Raw genomic sequence first — 19,871 nt, 5'->3', positions numbered from 1 at the left:
TATTATAAACGAAAAAGATTTAAAAAGAAATCGGCGAAGCTGCCGATTTTAAAAATTGCTTTCTGCCATAGGCCGAAGCACAAGGTCATGTACGACCCCATCGTCGATTTCTATCACATCTACAAGCACTTTCGCAAGCTTTTGCGCATTGAGATAATCCGGACGATCAAGCTCTCTGAAATTTGTATTGATGCCGCCGGGATAAATGGCACTGACCTTGATATTATCCTCGCGTACTTCCTTTACAAGAGCTTTGTGGATGGCTTTCATGGCCTGTTTGGTTGCGGTATAGGCTGCCATATTGATATTGTCATATAGACAGGCACTTGAAAGGATATTCATGATCAATCCTTCCTTTTTTTCTTTCATCTTAGGCAGGAAAGCCTGTATAAAGGCAAGATGAGAAACACAGTTTAAGTTAAACATATAGCGTAATTCATCTAAGTCGATTTCCTCAACAGGAGCTTTTCTGACATTGGCTCCGGCGTTGTTGATCAAGATATCGATTTCTTTGAAAGTATCTAATACATGGTTGGCAAACTGCGTACATGCCTGTGAATCGCTGGCATCAAAACAAGCGGCAAGGACCTTGGCTTCAGGATTGATGTCATTGATTTCGCGAATGACCTGACGTAATTTTTTTTCATTCCGTCCGCATAAAGCCAGCTGTGCAGGAGCACGATGGGCGATTTCTAACGCCATGGCTTTGCCAAGGCCATCACTGGCTCCGCTAATGAAGATCTTCGATTGTTGGTTCAACATGTTCTACTTCTACCTCGCTTTCATCATCGATCGGTGCTAAATAGCCTTCGTCGATTGCTTTATCTCTAAAGAAAATATAGGCTTCACATAAGGTTGCTTCCTGATAAGGCGTCACATAGAAGATGGCAAGGCCACAGGTAATGATGCCTAACAGATACCATGGTAAAAAGGATATCTGAAGGACAAAGATATCTAGTTTGACACCTTGTGTCAGCATCTTTGTCATTTCAAAGACTTCCGAGGAATCCATGTTTGGATTTTCTGCCAGAATATAGGGGATCATAAAATACTGATAAGATTTATAAATGCCCGGAATGATAAAAAGCAGCGTCCACAGGAAAGTATAGATGTCCCTGAGCAGCATGACCTTTACGACATTGAGATAAGTCTTAGCGGTAAACATGGAAAAGAGCACCTCAAAGCGGCTCGGTTCCTGACGGTTTTCCAGATAGAAGCGTACCATACCTACCTTGAGCGGATTTGAAATAAAAATCGTATAGACCATTGATATCAAGGATATGATTATGGCTAAAGAAGCAGAGATTGCTAATGTGATGAAGTCTAAAGAAATGACATAGAAATCACCCAGCCCCATTCTGAAATAATACTGTCCCGTATCAAGGTTGACTTGTGTTCCAAAGTAAGAAGAAGTCAATATTGAGGCAACAAGACAGGTACCGATTACGATCAAGAGATTGCGATGGATGCTGTCTTTAGCACGCTGTTTTAATTCGCTGCGTATAAACATGGTATTCCTCCTTATTTTCATTATCTTTATTATAACGGATTCTAATGGAAAAGGAATCAAAAATGGCTTTTTTGTAAGAAATGTTGTCTTTTTTTTCTTTGGAACAGGTGAAAAATCAAAAAAAATTAGAGATGCCGCATGGAATATAAAGGATATTTAAAAAACACAAAAAAACTAAAAATCTTCTTTCAAAATAACCTCTTTGGGTCTATAATAGAATAGGAAATTAAGGAGGATTAGCATGACAAAGAAATTTATGTCAATGGATGGTAATAACGCTGCGGCGCATTGCGCATATGCGTTTACAGAAGTTGCGGCGATTTACCCTATTACACCATCATCAACTATGGCAGAAGTTGTTGATGCATGGGCCACTCAGGGCCGTAAAAATATTTTTGACAGCGTTGTAAAAGTCGTGGAAATGCAGTCAGAAGGCGGAGCTGCCGGAGCTGTACACGGTGCTTTGCAAGGAGGGGCATTGTCAACTACCTTTACTGCCAGTCAAGGTCTATTGTTAATGATTCCGAACATCTATAAGATGGTAGGTGAATGTCTGCCGGGAGTTATTCACGTAGCTGCCAGAGCTATTGCCGGACGTGCTCTTAATATTTTCGGTGATCATGAAGATATCTATGCATGCCGTCAGACAGGTATCTGCATGTTGTCAAGTCATTCCGTACAGGAAGCGATGGATCTGGCAGGTGTTGCCCACCTGGCCGCTATCAAGGCACATGCACCATTTATTCACTTCTTTGACGGATTCCGTACTTCTCATGAAATTCAGAAAGTAGAAGTGATGGATTATGAAGTATTTGATCGTTTGTTAGATCGTGAAGCATTGGCTGCTTATAAGGCACATGCATTAAATCCACATACCAATCCGGTTACACGTGGCGGTGCTGAAAACGATGATATTTTCTTCCAGGGAAGAGAAGCTCAGAACGAACACTATGCAAAGGTTCCTGATATCGTTGCGGAATACATGAAAGAAATTTCCAAGGTAACAGGACGTGAATATGCACCATTTACTTATTATGGAGCTGAAGATGCTGAACGTATCATCGTTGCGATGGGTTCAGTTACGGAAACGATCAAGGAAACGATCGATACATTGGTTGCCAACGGTGAAAAAGTTGGTTTGATCAAGGTTCATTTGTATCGTCCGTTCTCTACGAAGTATCTGACAGCTGTTTTACCTTCTACAGTTAAGAAGATCGCAGTATTGGATCGTACAAAGGAAATGGGTGGTCGTGAACCATTGTATTTGGATGTATTGAATGCATTGAAGGATCACAAGGATCTAACGATCATCGGCGGACGTTATGGTTTAGGTTCTAAGGATACGGCTCCAAATCAGATCAAGGCTGTTTATGATGAATTGGCAAAGGATACGCCAAAGGATGAATTTACGATCGGTATCAACGATGATGTAACACATTTATCATTGCCGGTTGATAAGGATTTTGAAGTTAAGAGTGATTATACATCCTGCTTGTTCTATGGTTTGGGATCTGACGGTACGGTAAGTGCCAATAAGAACTCGATCAAGATCATCGGTGACCATACAGATCAGTATGTACAGGCATATTTTGCTTATGACTCTAAAAAAGCCGGTGGTGTAACACGTTCACACTTGCGTTTTGGTAAATCACCGATCCGTTCAACTTATTACATCAACAATGCAGATTTCATTTCTTGCTCATTGGATGCTTATGTATTCAAATATGATATGGTAAGCAATCTGAAAAAGGGTGGTACATTCTTATTGAATACGACATTCCCGAAGGAAGAGCTGGAAAACCATCTGCCAAATCGTTTATTGGCTACTTTAGCGAAGAAAGAAGCTAAATTCTATATTATCGATGCAACGAAGATCGCTCAGGAAATCGGTATGGGAAGAAGAACCAATACGATCCTGCAGTCTGCTTTCTTTGCATTGAATACACAGATCATGCCTTATGATGAAGCTGTAACATTGATGAAGGAAGCTGCTAAGAAGTCTTACTCAAAGAAGGGTGAAGATATCGTCTTGGCTAACTATAAGGCAATTGATTCCGGTAAAGACGGATTAGAGGAAATTCCTGTTAAGCCTGAATGGGCTGATCTGAAATATGATTCAGGAAGAAAGCCAATCGGTGATGAATACTTTGATAAGCATGTTGCACCGATCAATCATCTGGAAGGCTATGATTTGCCGGTTAGTGCCTTTACGAAGTATAACCTGTTAGATGGTTCTATCCGTAACAATGTTTCTTATGAAGAAAGAAGAACGATTGCCGTTCAGGTACCTACTTGGGAACCTGATAACTGTATCCAGTGCGGCTTCTGTTCATATGTATGTCCTCACGGAACGATTCGTCCGTTCTTGCTGACAGAAGATGAAGTGAAGAATGCTCCAATGGAATTTAAGACGATTAAAGCTATGGGCAAGGGTGTTGAACATCTGCAGTACCGTATTCAGGTATCTCCGGATAACTGTGTCGGATGCGGACTTTGTGTAACTGAATGTCCGGGCAAGGGTGGCAATAAGGCATTGAAGATGGTTGATGTCAATGCTAAGCTGGATCAGGTACCATTGGCTGATTACCTCTACAAGCATACACCTTATAAGACTCAGTACTTCTCTACTGATACAGTAAAGGGAAGCCAGTTCATGATGCCTTACTTTGAAATTTCCGGAGCTTGTCCGGGATGTGGTGAAACTCCTTACTATAAGTTAGTATCTCAGCTGTTTGGTAAGGATATGATGGTAGCAAATGCCACAGGATGCTCTATGATCTATTCTTCAAGTACACCTTCTACACCATTTGTAAATGATAAAAACGGTAATGGTGTTGCTTGGGCAAACTCATTGTTTGAAGATAATGCTGAATATGGTTATGGTATGGCATTGGCTCAGAACTTCAAGGAAGCCAGAATCTTGAAGATCATGGAAGACAACATGGAAAATGTTGAACCTGAATTAAAAGATGCCTTTACGAAATATATCGAAGCCGGCAATAACCGTGATGCTCAAAGAGAATTGGTTGAACCGATCATCAGTGGTGTAAAAGCCAGTGCTAATGAAGCTGTAAAAGAACTTCTTGATTATGAAAGAGATTTGGTTGGCAAGTCAATCTGGATCGTTGGTGGTGACGGATGGGCTTATGATATCGGATACGGTGGATTGGATCACGTATTGGCCAATGACCTGAATGTAAATATTTTGGTACTTGATACAGAAGTTTATTCAAATACAGGCGGACAGTCTTCTAAATCAAGCCAGGCTTCATCAATTGCTAAGTTTGCAGCTGGTGGAAAAGCTACGGCTAAGAAGGATTTAGGACAGATTGCAATGGCTTATGGTCATGTATATGTAGCTTCTATTTCTATGGGTGCTAACAAGGCTCAGACATTGAAGGCATTGAAAGAAGCTGAAAGCTATGACGGACCATCATTGATCATTGCTTACTCTCCATGTGTTGAACATGGTATCAAGGGTGGCTTAAGCAATCATCAAAGAGCTCAGGCAAAGGCTGTTGAATGTGGTTATGTAACACTTTATCGTTATGACCCACGTAATGAAAAGCCATTGACGATTGATTCCAAGGCTCCTAACTTTGATGAATTTAATAACTTCCTGATGAGTGAAACACGTTACTCTCAGCTGCCAAAGGTCAGAGGCGAAGCTACAGCATATGAAATGTTTGAAAAGACAAAGAAAGATGCTATGAGACGTTATGACCGCTTAGTAAAGCTGTCACAGGAATAATAGAATAAGGCGAGGAGAACCTCGCCTTTTATTTGTTTGATAAAGGAGAAGTTTATGAGAGTGTGGATGCCTCCAAAATTAAAAAATAAGAATCATTATGCCCTCGTCATGCCGGGCTCTGTCATGGGAATCATGATATTGGCTTTCTTGCTCATCATTTCAACTGTGTTGATTTTTCAAAATTCAGAATATAAACCACTGATTCTTTTGCTTGTCTGTATTGGTATAACTATCTTGATCATCTGGCTGGCTTTCATGCTTGGACGTTATTCAAAAAAAAATACCCTTCTTTTCTGTATGCATCAGGATCATTTGTATATCATTGATGCTTCGATGCATATCAGATTTCACAGAGGCTTGTCAGGTTATGTTCATATGGCCGTAGAAACATATCGGCGTCTGGAAGAAATCAAAGAAGAAATAGAGAAATATGATGAGCTTCCCAAAGAAGCAGTTGAAATCATAAAAGTAGACAGTTTGCGTGAATGGCGGCATCATTATGCTCTTGTCTGCAGAATCAAGGATGCTCATGAAAAAATTATCCGTCGGACATATCTGATGATGAAGGGGTATGAGCATGAGGATGAATTGCGCATGCTTCTTGAAAGAAAACGGACCGTATCAAGAACAGTTGAAATAAAGGAAGATCATTCTTTGTTTTATATATTTGTTTCAATGGCAAGTCTATTTCTTTTCATTATATTATGTTTCTTCAGTCATCCATCTGTACAGGTGTTGTCAGAATGGTTATATTTTCCTTTGCTTGGTTGTGCCTTTATTGCTCTTTATATAACTCTTTATCTTATCGTAAAATATCGCAGGGGTGAATAAAAAGGCATAAAATCGCTTTCATTTTAGGTATCATTCTTGACATCATGTTCATTTACAAGTAGAATGATAATATGAAACAGACAAGACAGAAAACAATGATATTAAATGCTGTTATGAATCGTACGGATCATCCTACAGCTGAAATGATACATCAGGAGCTGATGGCCATTGATCCTCATATTTCATTGGCAACCGTTTACCGTAATTTGAATACATTTGCGATGAAAGGAAAAATTCGTAAGATAGAGATGTCGAATATGAAGGATCGCTATGATTTTTGTATGGCTTCTCATGATCATGCCTACTGTGTAAAATGCGGAAAGCTGATCGATGTTGAGGCAAGGTATCCTAAAAAACGTCATACGCTTCTTGATGATGATTTTAAGGTCAATGAGGTTGAGGTGTTATATAAGGGCATTTGTAAGGAATGCCGGAATCAAAACAATTAAGGTGATCTGCAGATCATCTTTTTTTTGAAATTTTCTGGCAGGGATCAATAAAGCGTTGTATAATAAAGCGAAGGTGATAGGATGATAGGATATTTTTTCATGATATTGGTTGGGTTGACATTAGCGATTTCTGCCGGATGGGCCTTTAGTTATTTTGGCTTATCCTGCTTTGAACAGATCATTTTTCATTTAAAGGTTCCTTTGGAAGGAACGAATAAGCAGTTTATGGTTGACTGGTTAAAAAAATGCTTCATGAAAGCATGTTTGATATCGCTGATTTTACTGATACCAAATGTAAATGATACATATGCCCGTTACTTTCCGTTAGCAGCTATATGTATTCTTATCGTGTGCATATTATATGGAGCGGCTAAAGTGGGTATTTTTGGTTTTATCGTCAACCAGTTTAAAAAAAGTGATCTATATGAGAAATATTATGTAGATGGCAGGGATGTCAAGATCACCTTTCCATCTAAGAAAAGAAATCTGATCCTTTTATACGTAGAATCTTTGGAAACAACGTATTCGTCAAAGGATAAAGGGGGAGATTATAAAGAAGATCTTATTCCGGAAATCAGCACGCTTGCACAGGAGAATTTGAATTTCTCTCATCAGAAGCAGCTGGGAGGTTATCATGTCGTTGCGGGAACAGGTTGGACGACCGGCGGTATCGTAGCTTCTACAAGTGGTATTCCTTTAACCGTGCCTTTGACGACTCATCGCTTTTCAGAAGGTAAACCTTTCTTGCCGCAAGCTTATGCCTTAGGTGATATCTTAGAAAAAGAGGGCTATCAGCAAGAATATCTCATTGGTTCAGATGCTTTATTCGGAGGCAGAAAATTTTATTTCGATACGCATGGCCATTATCGTATCTTTGATTTGAAAGAGGCATATAAGGAAAAGAAGCTTCCAAGTGATTATCATGTCTTCTGGGGATATGAAGATGAAAAGCTGTTTGCTTTTGCCAAGGAAGAAATACTTCGTTTGGCTAATGACGATCAGCCATTTAATTTCACCATGCTGACAGTAGATACTCATCATCCCTATGGTTATAAGGATAGACAGTACAAAGAGGAATATCCGGAGCAGTTGTCAAATATCATTCGTGGCAGTTCAAAAAAGATCGGTGAATTTATCGACTGGCTGAAGCAGCAGCCATTTTATGAAGATACGACAATCGTTATCATGGGCGATCATACGAGCATGGCTGCCGAATATATTCACAAAACATATGATTCAGATTATGATCGTACGGTCATGAATGTATGGATCCATGCGCAAAAGGAAACGACATCGGATCATGACCGTATCTTTACGGCATTTGATATATATCCTACGATATTGAATGCTATGGGTGTGGAAATTGAAAATGATAAGCTGGGATTAGGAGTAAGTCTTTTCAGCGGCAGGAAAACCTTGGCTGAAGAGCTGGGCTTAAAAAAGCTGGATCAGCAGTTAAGGATGCAATCAAATTATTTTAAGGATAAGATATTAAAATAATGATTGTTTTCATTTATACGAAAAATCAGATAATAAAAAAACTATCCATAAAACAAAAGCTGTCTTGGATAGTTAAGCTTATAAACAAATAAAAACGTCATATTGACGTTTTTATAGTATTACTTATCTTGAACGATATAACTTGCTTTTTGTGATTTGATACCATTGTACAAGTCAATATCATATACGGTAAAATTGTACTTTTTCAGATAATAGGCAAACGCATCATCAGAAATCGTAGATAAGCCTTCGATCGTGCTTTGTGCTTCCTCTAACGGAACATCGACGCTTACCACTTCGATCACATAGAAATTGGACAGATCCGAGCTGTACTGATATGGAGTTAAGACCGTATTGTCTTCTGTAACGGCCATGATGTTTTCCCAGATCGAGCTGCCAAGTCCGGAAGCATTTGTCAGGATCTGTTCACTGCCATCATAAGTCGTAGTTACCGCATCATACTGGTTAACGGCATCTTGGATCGTTAATTCTCCATTCTGCACTTTTTCCTGAACCTCTGCAGCAATGGCAGAATCAGTAGTCTGGAAGATCCTTACTTTTCTGATCTGATAAGTTTCTTTGATCTGATCATAGTTTTCATTGATATATTTGCTTGTCAGCTGTGCGGCACGAACGGAAAGAAGAGCTCTTTCTTCAAGATATTGCTGTTCATCATCATACCCCATATTGGCAAGAAAGGTTGCCCAATTGCTTTCACCGACAGTATCTTTAAAGCTTTGCATCGTTTCTTGTGCTTCGCTCATCATCTCATCTGTGACCGGTACTTCCTGATCAACGATATAGGCCGTCAGCTTTGAAATGACAGCAGTAACACCGTTTTCTGATTTTAAGCCTGTATAAACATCATTCTTCGTGATCTTCGTATTTCCTACGGTAATCAAAGCGTCATTTCCATCGCTTAGGCTTGTAGTAGCGTCCTTACATCCGCTTAATGTCACAAGTAAGGCAAATGCACACACTGTTAATAATTTTTTCATGATGGACCTCCTTACTCTTCGTCTTCAATGCCGAGATATGATTTAATGGCATTTTCGACATTTTCATTGGCAAATTCAACACCCAGCTTTTGACCGGCTTCCCAAATGATCTGGGCATTCAGGTCCGGATTGGCACTTTCAATAGCTGCATAAATATCATCACGGATCGATTCATCGTTCATCAGTGCCTCTTTATCAGTTTCAGTTACCAGTATCTTATGATAGCCGTATTCTGTCCTGATCCAGTCAGTGACGACACCTTTTTCAGCCGCTAAGGCAGCTTCCTTAAATTCGCTTACAAAATTTGTATCAGCATCCATATAACCAAGATTGCCACCATCACTGGCACTTCCGTCATCCGAGTATTCCTTGGCAACTTCCGCAAAATCCTCGCCGTCTGCCAATGCCTTATCGACAGCATCCAGCTTTGCCTGTTCTTCTTCGGTGATATTGTCAAAGTCACTGATCTTTACTAAAATGTGTGAAACGACACGAGGCTTCTTTTCTTCATAGATCGGTGTGAACAGATTCTCAAGATCTTCGGCATAAGCATCACCGATCAGCTTCTGCATCTTATAGTAATGCGTGAAATAAGCTTCAAGATCATCTAAGCTTGAATATCCGGCTGCCTGCAGCTGTGTCAATAGCGTTGCTTCCTGTCCGGCATAGCTCTGCTTGACGCTGGTTACAGCTGTGGCAATTTGTGTCTTCATTTCATCATCTACGCTGATGGCAGCATCTACGACAGCTCTTTCAAAATAGCTGAACAGTACCTGTGTACCGGCAGAGCTTGCACTGCTTTCATCTCCATAAAGCTCAAGATATAGATCATCGGCAAAATAGTTCGTATCACCGATCGATGCGACGACATCCTTGCCGTCTACTTTTTTACCCGGGAGTTTACCTTTGTTGGTATCATAGGTGTAGTATCCGACAGCAGCGATCAGGATAGCTGCCACTAATACGACAAACCAATTTTCCTTTAGTTTTTCAATCATAACGTCCTCCTCGTATTTAGACTTGTTTATTATAGAATAAAAAGGGGTAAAAATCAATTTAATCTCAATTGTTCAAGATAAATTCATGTATTCTTCAATATTTCTTCACAGAAGATGACAGTTTTATTTATAATGGGAATAATACGAATGATATCCGATAAAAATTAATAGAACATATTACGTGAAGAATTATAAGAATTGTATTATAATATACAAGCAGAAAAGAGAGGTAGTTATGGCATTATTAGAAATCAAAGATCTACATGTATCGATAGAAGACAAAGAAATATTGAAAGGATTATCATTATCTATTGAAGAAAATGAGATCCATGCACTGATGGGCCCTAACGGCAACGGTAAAAGTACATTGCTGGCTGCTGTCATGGGACATCCGAAATATACGGTAACGCAGGGCAGCATCACATTCAAAGGAATGGATGTGCTGAGCATGAGCCCGGATGAGAGAAGCCGTGCCGGTTTATTTTTAGGAATGCAGTATCCGCAGGAAATTGCCGGGGTAACAAATTCTGATTTTTTAAGAGCGGCTATCAATGCCCGTTTAGAAAAACCGATTCCATTATTTAAATTCATCAAAGAGATGGAATCAACGATTGCCAAGCTGCAGATGAAGCCGGATCTGGCTCATCGTTTCTTAAATGAAGGTTTTTCCGGCGGTGAAAAGAAACGAAACGAAATCGTTCAGATGAGCATGTTGAAGCCGACCTTCAGTATGCTGGATGAGATCGATTCCGGTCTGGATGTAGATGCCTTGAAGATCGTGGCAGATGCCATTGTCGATCTACAGAAAGAAAACAAGATGGCCCTTCTGGTCGTTTCCCATTATGCCCGTTTCTATCAGCTGTTGAAACCGACGCATGCCCACGTTCTGGTCGATGGCAAGATCGTCGTAAGCGGCGATGAATCCCTGGTTGAGAGGATCGATACGGAAGGCTATGACTGGATCGAAAAAGAATATGGTATCCATGTAAGTGAAAAAACACCTTCTCGTAAAACGGGTGTTACATCCATAGGCAGCTGTGCCGCTAAAGTAAGAAAAGGGGCATAGTATGGAGAAAGTAACTCTGACAAACCATTCTTTTGAAAAAATATATGCTCATGAATCAAAAGAACTGGAAATTTATGTAGAAAAAAATGCAGAGGCTTCTTTATATATCGCAACATCATCCAGGATAGATCTGAAATGTACGGTCACGTTGGAAGAGAATGCCCATCTCAAAGCATTGTTCTGGAATGAATGTGAAGCTTTGAACAGCGAATGTGTGGTCATTGCGAAAAAAGATGCGAAGATGGAACTGAATCTTGGTGAAATCAACAGCGGTGAGGTACAAAGTGTCCAAAAGATTTATTTACAGGGTGAGGGAAGCGTGCTTCAGCTGAGAAGTGCCGTTGCTGTAAGTGATAAGAAGCATTTTGAGATTGAATGTGTTCATGAAGCGCCATATACTGAAAGCAATATGGAAAACTATGCGGTCGTTTATGAAAAAGGAAACTTTAAGATGAACGATACGGGCAAGATCGTTAAGAATGCCTATGGCAGCAATTCTCACCAGTCAAGCCGTGCCTTGGTCTTAAGTGAAGATCAGGTTTGTGAGATCACACCGATCCTTTTGATCGATGAAAATGATGTACAGGCGAGTCATGCGACAACGATCGGACAGATCGATGAAAATCAGCTTTATTATCTGCAGACAAGAGGACTGACGAAAACACAGGCCTTGGGTTTGATTACCGTGGGCTATCTGATGCCGATTGCATCTGTTTTAGATGATGAAGCATTAAAAGAGGAACTGACCTCGAAGATAGAAAAGAAGGTGGGCCTTTCATGATCGATGTGGAAAAGATTAGAAAAGATTTCCCTATTTTGAAAAGAAAGATGCAGGGACATGATTTAATTTATTTTGATAATGCGGCGACGACCTTCAAGCCGCAATGTGTCATTGATGCCGTCGTGCATTACTATACGGAATTAGGTGCCAATGCACACCGCGGTGATTATGAGCTGAGCTATCTGGTGGACAGCGAATATGAAGGAACACGCAAGGCGGTTGCCGGATTTATCGGTGCTGATGAAAAAGAAATCGTGTTTACTTCCGGAGCAAGTGCTTCCCTGAATCAGATTGCTTACGGTTACAGCCGTTTTTTGAAGCAGGGCGATGTGATTTTGAGCTGTGAAGCGGAGCATGCTTCCAGTATCCTGCCATGGATGCGGGTTGCAGAGGAAAAAGGCTGTATCATCAAATATATCGAATTAGATGAAGAAGGCCGTTTATCGATCGATAGCTTAAAACAGTTATTGCTTGACGGCAAGGTCAAGGTCGTGGCATTGGCCCATGTTACAAATGTATTAGGTTATGAAGCACCGATGAAAGAAATTTGTGCTTTGGCACATCAGGCAGGAGCCATCGTAGTGATGGATATGGCCCAGAGTGCTCCGCATATGAAAATAAATGTTAAGGATATTGACTGTGATTTCGCAGGATTTAGCGCTCATAAGATGTGCGGTCCGACAGGATTAGGCGTGATGTATGGCAAGTATGAGCTTTTGTCGGAAATGGAGCCGTATATGCTTGGCGGCGGCAGCAATGCCCGTTTTGATATGTGCGGTAATTTGCTTTTAAAGGAAGCTCCTTATAAATATGAAACCGGAACGCCGCCGATCGAAGCGGTGATCGGTTTTAAGGCAGCCCTCCAGTATCTGGATCAGATAGGTATGGATGAGATTCATGCTTATGAGAAAAAATTACATGAATATGCCATTGAAAAATTATCTAAATTAGATAATATCACCTTATACAATCCACATGCGGATGCATGTATCATTACCTTTAATGTAAAAGATGTCTTTGCACAGGATGCCGCAACCTTCTTTAATTCACAGGGCGTGGCAGTGCGTGCAGGTCATCACTGTGCAAAGCTTTTGACCCAAAAGCTGCAGACAAGTGCAACGCTGAGAGCCAGCTGTACGTTCTATAATACAAAAGAAGAGGTCGATCGTTTTGTGGACATCTGTTCACAGGCGTCAATTGAAAACTGTTTAGGTGTCTTCTTTTAGAAAGGAGTTTGTTATGAATGATTTAATGCAGGATCCAATGATCTTACGACAGATCATCATGGATCATTATGAATATCCACGTAATCATGAGCTGACCCATGACGAAACATATATGAGTCGTCATATGGCCTCTGATTCATGTATTGATGATATTTATGTCGAAGCGAAGATCCATGACCGTGTGATCGAAGATATTCGCTTTGACGGTGTTGCCTGTACGATCGCAACCGCATCTACTTCAATCATGAGCGAGCTTTTAAAAGGAAAGACGATTGATGAAGCAAATAAGATCATTGAAAATTATCATGCGATGATCGATGGTAAAGATTATGATGAGGATCTTTTGGAAGAGGCAGTATGTATGCATACGGTTGGTAAACAGGCAAATCGTATCAAATGTGCGACGATTGGCTGGAAGGCCATTGAAGAAATGATCAAGGAAAGTGAGTAAGACATGGAAAATAAATTCCCAAGTGAAGAATATAAGTATGGTTTTCATGATGAAGATGTCAGTGTCTATAATACGGGAAAAGGTTTGAATGAACATATCGTTGAGCTGATCTCCAAGAAAAAAAATGAGCCTGAATGGATGCTGGAATATCGTCTGAAGGCTTATCGCCAGTTTAAAAGCATGCCCTTGCAGAAGTGGGGACCTGATCTGAGTCATATTGATTTTGATGACTATACGTATTACATCAAACCAAGTGAAAAACAGGAACGTAATTGGGAGGATGTTCCGGAAACGATCAAAAATACCTTTGATAAGCTGGGCATCCCGGAAGCAGAACAGAAGTTTCTGGCAGGTGTATCTACCCAGTATGAATCAGAGGTCGTTTACCACAACATGCTGAAGGAAGTGGAAGAAAAGGGCGTTATCTTCTTGGATACGGATAGTGCGCTTCGCGAGCATCCGGAATTGTTCAAGAAATATTTTGGTACGTTAGTCAGCTATGCCGACAATAAATTTGCTGCTTTGAACAGTGCTGTATGGTCAGGAGGAAGCTTTATCTATGTACCAAAGGGTGTGAAGCTTGAAAAGCCGCTGCAGTCCTATTTCAGGATCAATTCTGAAAGAATGGGTCAGTTTGAAAGAACACTGATCATTGTGGATGAAGGTGCTGATGTTCATTATGTAGAAGGATGTACGGCTCCTACATATTCAAATGATTCTTTACATGCGGCAGTGGTTGAGATCTTTGTTCATAAAGATGCGAAATGCCGTTATTCTACGGTACAAAACTGGTCAAGCAATATCTTGAATCTGGTAACAAAACGGGCCATCTGTTATGAAAATGCGACGATGGAATGGATTGATGGCAATATCGGTTCACAGATCAATATGAAATATCCGGCCTGTGTATTAGCCGGAGAATATGCCAAGGGCATTACGGTATCCATTGCCGTTGCCGGTAAGAACCAGCTTCAGGATGCCGGTGCAAAGATGATTCATCTGGCTCCGCATACGTCAAGCAATATCATTTCTAAATCAGTATCAAGAAATGGCGGTAAGGTCAATTATCGTGGTCTTGTCAGTCATGGACCGAAGGCTCAGTTTTCAAAAAGCAAGGTTGAATGTGATACGCTGATCCTGGATAAGGAATCAACAAGTGACACGATCCCGACAAATATCATGAAAAATGAAACGAGTCAGATCGAGCATGAGGCAACGGTATCGAAGATCAGTGAAGAACAATTGTTCTACCTGATGAGTCGTGGTCTGACCAAAGAAAACGCTACGCAGATGATCGTTATGGGCTTCCTGGAACCATTTACAAGGGAACTGCCAATGGAGTATGCAGTTGAGCTTAACCAGCTTCTTAAGCTGGATATGAGCGGATCGATCGGTTAATATCAAATAAGCAGAAATATTTGTGGTATTTCTGCTTTTTTTTTAAAAGAATAATATGCTGTAAGTGGACATATCAACATCATTAAAAACACGCATTAAAATACGTATTATTGAAGATCTTATTTTATTTATTACTTGAATTCATTTCTATTCAATAAAATTTCATCATATCTGCGCTGTCTGGCATCATCTCGTGTCAGCAATTCATTTCATGCGTTGTTTTGGATAGGCATTGCCTTAATGCAGAATAATCATATTGACCTGCTTCGATAGAAATACCATCTACATCCATTTCAAATTCACAGAATAATAATCAGCAACTAAAATCACTTCATGAACAGATTCGTTTTTATTAAACAAAGCCTTTTGTCATAATAATTAATATGATAAAATCAAGTTATAAGGTGGTAGTAATGAATTAAGTTTTTTTATAATTTTATCTGAAAAGATTCTTTACAAACAAAAAATCATGCTTATAATCTAAATAGGTAAAGGATCGTAGATATGGATATAATGCTGATCCTATAAATAATGATACAGGATGCGGATTGATGTAACCAACAGAAAGGAGTTATTCGTTATGATTACGTTTAAAGACTTACAAATTGAAACAAAAGAATATGATTTCTTCGTACCTTTCGGACTAAAAGCCATTATTGGTTTACAGCTGAAAGAAAATAACATTCCTTTTACCACAACTTCCTGGCGGGAAGTTGACCGTACCAAACATGCCGCAGAAATCAAAGATGCCGAAACATTCTTTGAAAAACATCAATGTCCATGGGATCCCAAGATGATGGAAATCATTCACTGTCCCATCAAGCCGGAAAGCTTAAGGGAAAAATCACTTCTTTTCTTCGGACCCACTATGGATCCGGATTATAAGAAAGAAGTGGAAGAATCCAGAATCGAAGCCGAAGAATACTTTCATCAAAATATCGAACCGGATTTGAAATCAAGGAATCGAGGATAACGATCACGGAAATGAAAAAGTGAGCAGAGTTTATATTTATGTTTTGTAAATTCAAAATGAAGGATACTAATGACAGGTAAAGGAGCAGGTATGATACGAAAAGCACAGGAAAAAGATGAATCGGCAATTCTTCAATTATTATGTGAATTAGAGGAAACACAATTTTCAAAAGAAAGGTTTCATGAGCTTTATCTTTATGATTTAAAAGATGAAAGACATGCATGCTTTGTATATGAGGAAAATGATCAGATATCAGGCATGATCCATTTGCAGCGTCTTCATCCATGGCATCATCATAATGAGGTCATGGAAATCATGGAGCTCATCGTTGATCAGGATGCCCGCAGCAGCGGTATAGGACATCAGCTGTTTACATATGCCCAGCAGTATGCAAAGGAAAAGGGATGTGAACAGATCGAGCTGGCAACGAATCAGAGAAGAAAAAGGGCGCATGTCTTCTATGAAAGACAAGGGATGCTTCAGAGTCATTATTCATATACCAAAAAGCTTTAAAGATGGTCAATGCCATCTTTTTTCTTTAGGCGTCTGCCTAAAGAAAAAAGAAATAGGCACATATCATAGATTAGAGAGAATGACTCTAAACTTCTGAAATGAAGCTTGTCTTCATATAGTAGAATAGAGATCAAAATGAGGGATACGATATGATTGATCTAAAAAGTATTGTCATTGATAAAGAAAGAGTGATTGGTTTGCAGATCAAGCTTCCTTTTACTCTCATGATATTTGTCTTTAATACAAAAGGTTTTCTATGCGGGCCTCAGATCAATATTGATACGTTCAAACACAATCGGGCCAGCATCTGTATCATGTCAAAATCATCGACCTATGAAGAATGTTTAAACAGTGAGGTCAAGGCGATGAACCAGTCAGCGATCGATAAGGGAATCGAAATCGGCATGAAGGGTAAAAAAGCATTGATGATGATGTATGAAAATTAAAAAAAAGAATCTTTTATGGATGATCCTTGGTATGTTGATCTTATTGTCAGGTATGTTTTATATGCAGCTGCAGCCTGTTTTTCAAATACAGGCAAAGGCTTATTTTCATGAACAGGTCATAAGCGAGATCATGAACAGCATCAAGACTTTGGAAGTACCTGAAGGCTTTGTGGTTAAAAGGGAGGATCAGGTCAGCATTGATGCCAACGCTCTTAACATTTGGATCATAGGGGTCAATGAACAGCTCAATGAATCAATACCGGATGTCTATGAAGCTTCCATACCACTGGGATATTTTACGGGAGTTGTTTTCTTTCAGCATCTGGGTCCTGATGTTTCAGCTACCTTTTTGATATCCAACCGCATCATTGCCCGCTACAACATCAAAACAACGGCCTTAGGTATCAATAATGCCTTTATTGAGCTGATTCTGAATGTGGAATGCAAGGGAAATGTCTTATTTGGTTTTGAGAAAAATGAGCTTTCGATCTCAGAGAAGATACCTTTGGCCCTGGAATATATTCAAGGAGAAGTACCACAGATATTTCCATATCATTAAAAAAGTGCATTCTGATGCACTTTTTATGAAGATTGCGAATATCTTTGAATAGAACCCCATACATGTTTTCTTTTTTTATAACCGATAAAGGCAGTAACTCTTACAAATGATAAGATATAGCGATAAAAAATACTTTCTAGGATACATGATAGGATTGCTTTTAGCACGTCTGTGAATGTAAGCTTCAAATGCTGGATATAAATTCTTTGGAAAAAAGCAGTCATCGTCAGCACAGCACCATAGATCGAATATAAAAGAAAAAATTCAATCATAAACGGAATATTTAAATATCCCAATAACCCGGATAGTATCATGACCGTAATGCCAAATACTTCAATAATGGATGATAAAAGTTCAAAAAATAAATAATACATATAAGAAATAAAACTTACTAAACCAAACTTAAAGTTCATAAAGATCTTATAATGACGTGTCATAGATTGAAAAAGACCTAAATGCCATCTTCTCCGCTGCTTACATAAATCTTTCATCGATTCCGGTACCTGTGACCAGCAGATCGCTTGCGGTTCATAGCGGATGGCATAATCAATCAGATTATTCCGACAGAAAACATGCAGACGGACCACCAGTTCCATATCCTCACCTAAAGTTGATGAATCATATCCGCCGCAGGCAATGACAATATCCTTTTTAAACAATCCAAAAGCTCCTGAAATAATGAGATTTCCATTGAATTGGTCCATTAATATTCGCGAAGCTAAAAAAGAACGATCATATTCAACAGCCTGCATACAAACAATAGGATTCATCGGCATGTGATATCTTATGACCTTCCCATCTTTCAATTCAGCGCATTGGGCTGCCCTGATCAATCCGCCTACCGCAATCACCTTCTCATCTTCCATGACCGGCTGGATGATTTTTTCTAAAGCATCTTTTTGAAGCATGCTGTCGGCATCGATACAGATAAAATAAGGAAAGCGGGAGGCATTGATTCCCATATTTAAAGAATCACCTTTACCGCCATTTTCTTTGCTGATCAAAGTAATAGAAACATGGTTAACAGATCCCTCATAGATTTTTTTCAAAGGTGCACAGCTTAAAGACATATGAATGGGACGTGATACCTCTGTTAAGTTAAAAGCTTCCAATAGCTTCTGAACGGTTTTATCTTTAGAACCGTCATCAATAATGATAATTTCATATAGACGATAATCTAAATTGACAAGAGAGCGAATACTGTCGACGATCGTTATTTCTTCATTATATGCAGGAACAAGTAAAGAGATCGGAAGATAATAGTCATGGGTCAGCTGATTCCGGATCACATTCATCTGTTCCTTTTTATACAGATGATTGGCTCCAATAAGAACCGATACAAATAAATAGGTAGAATACAACAGCAGATAAATGAAAAAGAATGTATTTACGATATTTAAAAATAATTCAAACGTTTTCATTTTAAACCTCCTGTTTTTTATACATATAAGTCAAGATTTCTTTGGCATACGGGTCTTTGCCTTCATAGATATCCTTTAAATCTTTTTTCGCAACTTTTAAATGAACAAGGGAAGCGGCCGCATTACGACGTACATACCAGTTATGGTGACAAAGGGCCTTCTTTAACAGTTCAATAGTTTTATTACCCGGATAGTGATCTAAGGCAAAGGCACTGACGATCGTTAAGCTGACATCCTGTATCATGGTATCGTCTATGAATGAATAAAGAATTTCACGGACAGGCTCATAAGGATGAAGGCGATAATAACGAATCATGGCTAACCGGACCTCTAAAGAAGTTTGCGGCGAACGTAAATAAGGAAGAAATATCTGTTGGAAATTACCATTCTTCTGTGAGATAAACTGGACAACGGCAACCATCAAATGATCATTCCATTCATTGACATGCTGCCAGAGCCTTGTCATAAGTAATTCTTGATCACCTTGAAAAACACTCAGATTATCTGCGATAAGCTTTTGGTGATGGAACCATTCTTTATCATTTATGATATTCATCATATTTTCAATCGCTTGAATATTCCCCAAGGTACATAAGGCTTTGAATACATTCTCCCGGCAATAAATGGTAGAATGGTCTAAAAATTGCAGAAGCAGCTGCATCAGAGGACGATATTCTTTACCATAATATAAACCATGTTTTGATATTACATAGGCAAAGAAAGCTTTTTTCATATTATCTTTTTTCAGATAAGAAACAGCTAACTGCTGCCAGATAGGAAGCAATTGTGTTAGATAGGGCTCAACAGACTTCTTTTCAAAATGATCAAGTGCCTTGTTAAAAGCGATCAAATCATTGATATTTCTTAATCTTTTTAATAAATATCTCTCATGGGAAATAGAAAGTTTGGAATGTGTCTGAAGATATATGGATTCATTCATGATCTGTGTTTCATATTGTGAGCATTTTTGATGACGTCTTTTATTTAAAAAAGATGATAA

The 19,871-nt window shown here is 39.3% G+C and carries 19 protein-coding genes; 13 read left to right on the top strand and 6 right to left on the bottom strand.

The annotated features are described in order from the left end of the window. Positions 1-48 precede the first annotated feature (48 nt). Positions 49-762 carry an SDR family oxidoreductase gene (locus ACZYT3_RS07235; protein ID WP_464088189.1) on the bottom strand — a complete coding sequence of 238 codons (714 nt, stop codon included), beginning with the start codon at positions 760-762 and terminating at the stop codon, positions 49-51. Next, positions 731-1,510, bottom strand: a complete 780-nt coding sequence (locus tag ACZYT3_RS07230) for a DUF975 family protein (RefSeq protein ID WP_464088188.1) — start codon at positions 1,508-1,510, stop codon at positions 731-733. The genes ACZYT3_RS07235 and ACZYT3_RS07230 overlap by 32 nt, the downstream gene beginning before the upstream one ends. 241 nt (positions 1,511-1,751) lie before the next feature. Here ACZYT3_RS07230 and nifJ point away from each other — a divergent pair, with 241 nt between their 5' ends. The 4 genes from nifJ to ACZYT3_RS07210 all read left to right on the top strand — a co-directional run bounded on the left by nifJ (position 1,752) and on the right by ACZYT3_RS07210 (position 8,041). Beyond that, positions 1,752-5,261 carry a pyruvate:ferredoxin (flavodoxin) oxidoreductase gene (gene nifJ, locus ACZYT3_RS07225; RefSeq protein ID WP_464088187.1) on the top strand — a complete coding sequence of 1,170 codons (3,510 nt, stop codon included), beginning with the start codon at positions 1,752-1,754 and terminating at the stop codon, positions 5,259-5,261. Between the two features lie 54 nt (positions 5,262-5,315). Then, positions 5,316-6,092 (top strand): hypothetical protein, encoded by a 777-nt coding sequence (locus ACZYT3_RS07220; RefSeq protein WP_464088186.1) that lies wholly within the window; start codon positions 5,316-5,318, stop codon positions 6,090-6,092. 71 nt (positions 6,093-6,163) lie between these two features. Beyond that, positions 6,164-6,541, top strand: coding sequence for a Fur family transcriptional regulator (locus tag ACZYT3_RS07215; protein WP_294561367.1), 378 nt, complete (start codon positions 6,164-6,166; stop codon positions 6,539-6,541). 99 nt (positions 6,542-6,640) lie between these two features. Then, positions 6,641-8,041 (top strand): LTA synthase family protein, encoded by a 1,401-nt coding sequence (locus ACZYT3_RS07210; protein ID WP_464088185.1) that lies wholly within the window; start codon positions 6,641-6,643, stop codon positions 8,039-8,041. Between the two features lie 119 nt (positions 8,042-8,160). On the opposite strand, the gene ACZYT3_RS07205 is transcribed toward ACZYT3_RS07210, so the two are convergent. Both ACZYT3_RS07205 and ACZYT3_RS07200 read right to left on the bottom strand, forming a co-directional pair. Continuing rightward, positions 8,161-9,039, bottom strand: a complete 879-nt coding sequence (locus ACZYT3_RS07205; protein WP_294561365.1) for a peptidylprolyl isomerase PrsA family protein — start codon at positions 9,037-9,039, stop codon at positions 8,161-8,163. Between the two features lie 11 nt (positions 9,040-9,050). Then, a complete protein-coding gene (locus tag ACZYT3_RS07200; RefSeq protein WP_294561364.1) occupies positions 9,051-10,037 on the bottom strand; it encodes a peptidylprolyl isomerase in 987 nt (328 codons plus the stop codon). A 235-nt stretch (positions 10,038-10,272) separates the two neighbouring features. Here ACZYT3_RS07200 and sufC point away from each other — a divergent pair, with 235 nt between their 5' ends. The 9 genes from sufC to ACZYT3_RS07155 all read left to right on the top strand — a co-directional run bounded on the left by sufC (position 10,273) and on the right by ACZYT3_RS07155 (position 17,450). Next, entirely contained in the window at positions 10,273-11,103 is an 831-nt protein-coding gene (gene sufC / locus ACZYT3_RS07195; protein ID WP_294561363.1) for a Fe-S cluster assembly ATPase SufC, read from the top strand. A 1-nt stretch (position 11,104) separates the two neighbouring features. Then, entirely contained in the window at positions 11,105-11,884 is a 780-nt protein-coding gene (locus ACZYT3_RS07190) for a SufD family Fe-S cluster assembly protein (protein ID WP_464088184.1), read from the top strand. After that, a complete protein-coding gene (locus tag ACZYT3_RS07185; protein WP_464088183.1) occupies positions 11,881-13,110 on the top strand; it encodes an aminotransferase class V-fold PLP-dependent enzyme in 1,230 nt (409 codons plus the stop codon). Before ACZYT3_RS07190 ends, ACZYT3_RS07185 begins: the two co-directional genes overlap by 4 nt. Positions 13,111-13,123: 13 nt before the next feature. Beyond that, positions 13,124-13,561, top strand: coding sequence for a Fe-S cluster assembly sulfur transfer protein SufU (sufU, locus tag ACZYT3_RS07180; RefSeq protein ID WP_464088182.1), 438 nt, complete (start codon positions 13,124-13,126; stop codon positions 13,559-13,561). 3 nt (positions 13,562-13,564) lie between these two features. Next, positions 13,565-14,959 (top strand): Fe-S cluster assembly protein SufB, encoded by a 1,395-nt coding sequence (sufB, locus tag ACZYT3_RS07175; RefSeq protein WP_294561359.1) that lies wholly within the window; start codon positions 13,565-13,567, stop codon positions 14,957-14,959. A gap of 580 nt (positions 14,960-15,539) precedes the next feature. Continuing rightward, complete coding sequence (locus ACZYT3_RS07170) at positions 15,540-15,932, top strand: hypothetical protein (protein ID WP_464088181.1); 393 nt, start codon at positions 15,540-15,542, stop codon at positions 15,930-15,932. A 69-nt stretch (positions 15,933-16,001) separates the two neighbouring features. Next, positions 16,002-16,445 carry a GNAT family N-acetyltransferase gene (locus ACZYT3_RS07165; protein WP_464088180.1) on the top strand — a complete coding sequence of 148 codons (444 nt, stop codon included), beginning with the start codon at positions 16,002-16,004 and terminating at the stop codon, positions 16,443-16,445. A gap of 149 nt (positions 16,446-16,594) precedes the next feature. After that, positions 16,595-16,891, top strand: a complete 297-nt coding sequence (locus ACZYT3_RS07160; protein WP_294561354.1) for a DUF1805 domain-containing protein — start codon at positions 16,595-16,597, stop codon at positions 16,889-16,891. After that, positions 16,881-17,450, top strand: a complete 570-nt coding sequence (locus ACZYT3_RS07155; RefSeq protein WP_294561353.1) for a sporulation protein YunB — start codon at positions 16,881-16,883, stop codon at positions 17,448-17,450. The genes ACZYT3_RS07160 and ACZYT3_RS07155 overlap by 11 nt, the downstream gene beginning before the upstream one ends. A 23-nt stretch (positions 17,451-17,473) precedes the next feature. Here the strand turns inward: ACZYT3_RS07155 and ACZYT3_RS07150 are convergent, their stop codons facing one another. Both ACZYT3_RS07150 and ACZYT3_RS07145 read right to left on the bottom strand, forming a co-directional pair. Continuing rightward, positions 17,474-18,871, bottom strand: coding sequence for a glycosyltransferase family 2 protein (locus ACZYT3_RS07150; protein ID WP_464088179.1), 1,398 nt, complete (start codon positions 18,869-18,871; stop codon positions 17,474-17,476). Between the two features lies 1 nt (position 18,872). Next, positions 18,873-19,811: a hypothetical protein gene (locus ACZYT3_RS07145; protein ID WP_464088178.1), complete on the bottom strand. Its 939-nt coding sequence runs from the start codon at positions 19,809-19,811 to the stop codon at positions 18,873-18,875. Between the last annotated feature and the right edge of the window lie 60 nt (positions 19,812-19,871).

Source organism: Traorella sp. mt218, assembly GCF_055420025.1.
Note: the sequence above shows the minus strand (reverse complement) of the source record. Positions and strands in the feature narration are given on the sequence as shown.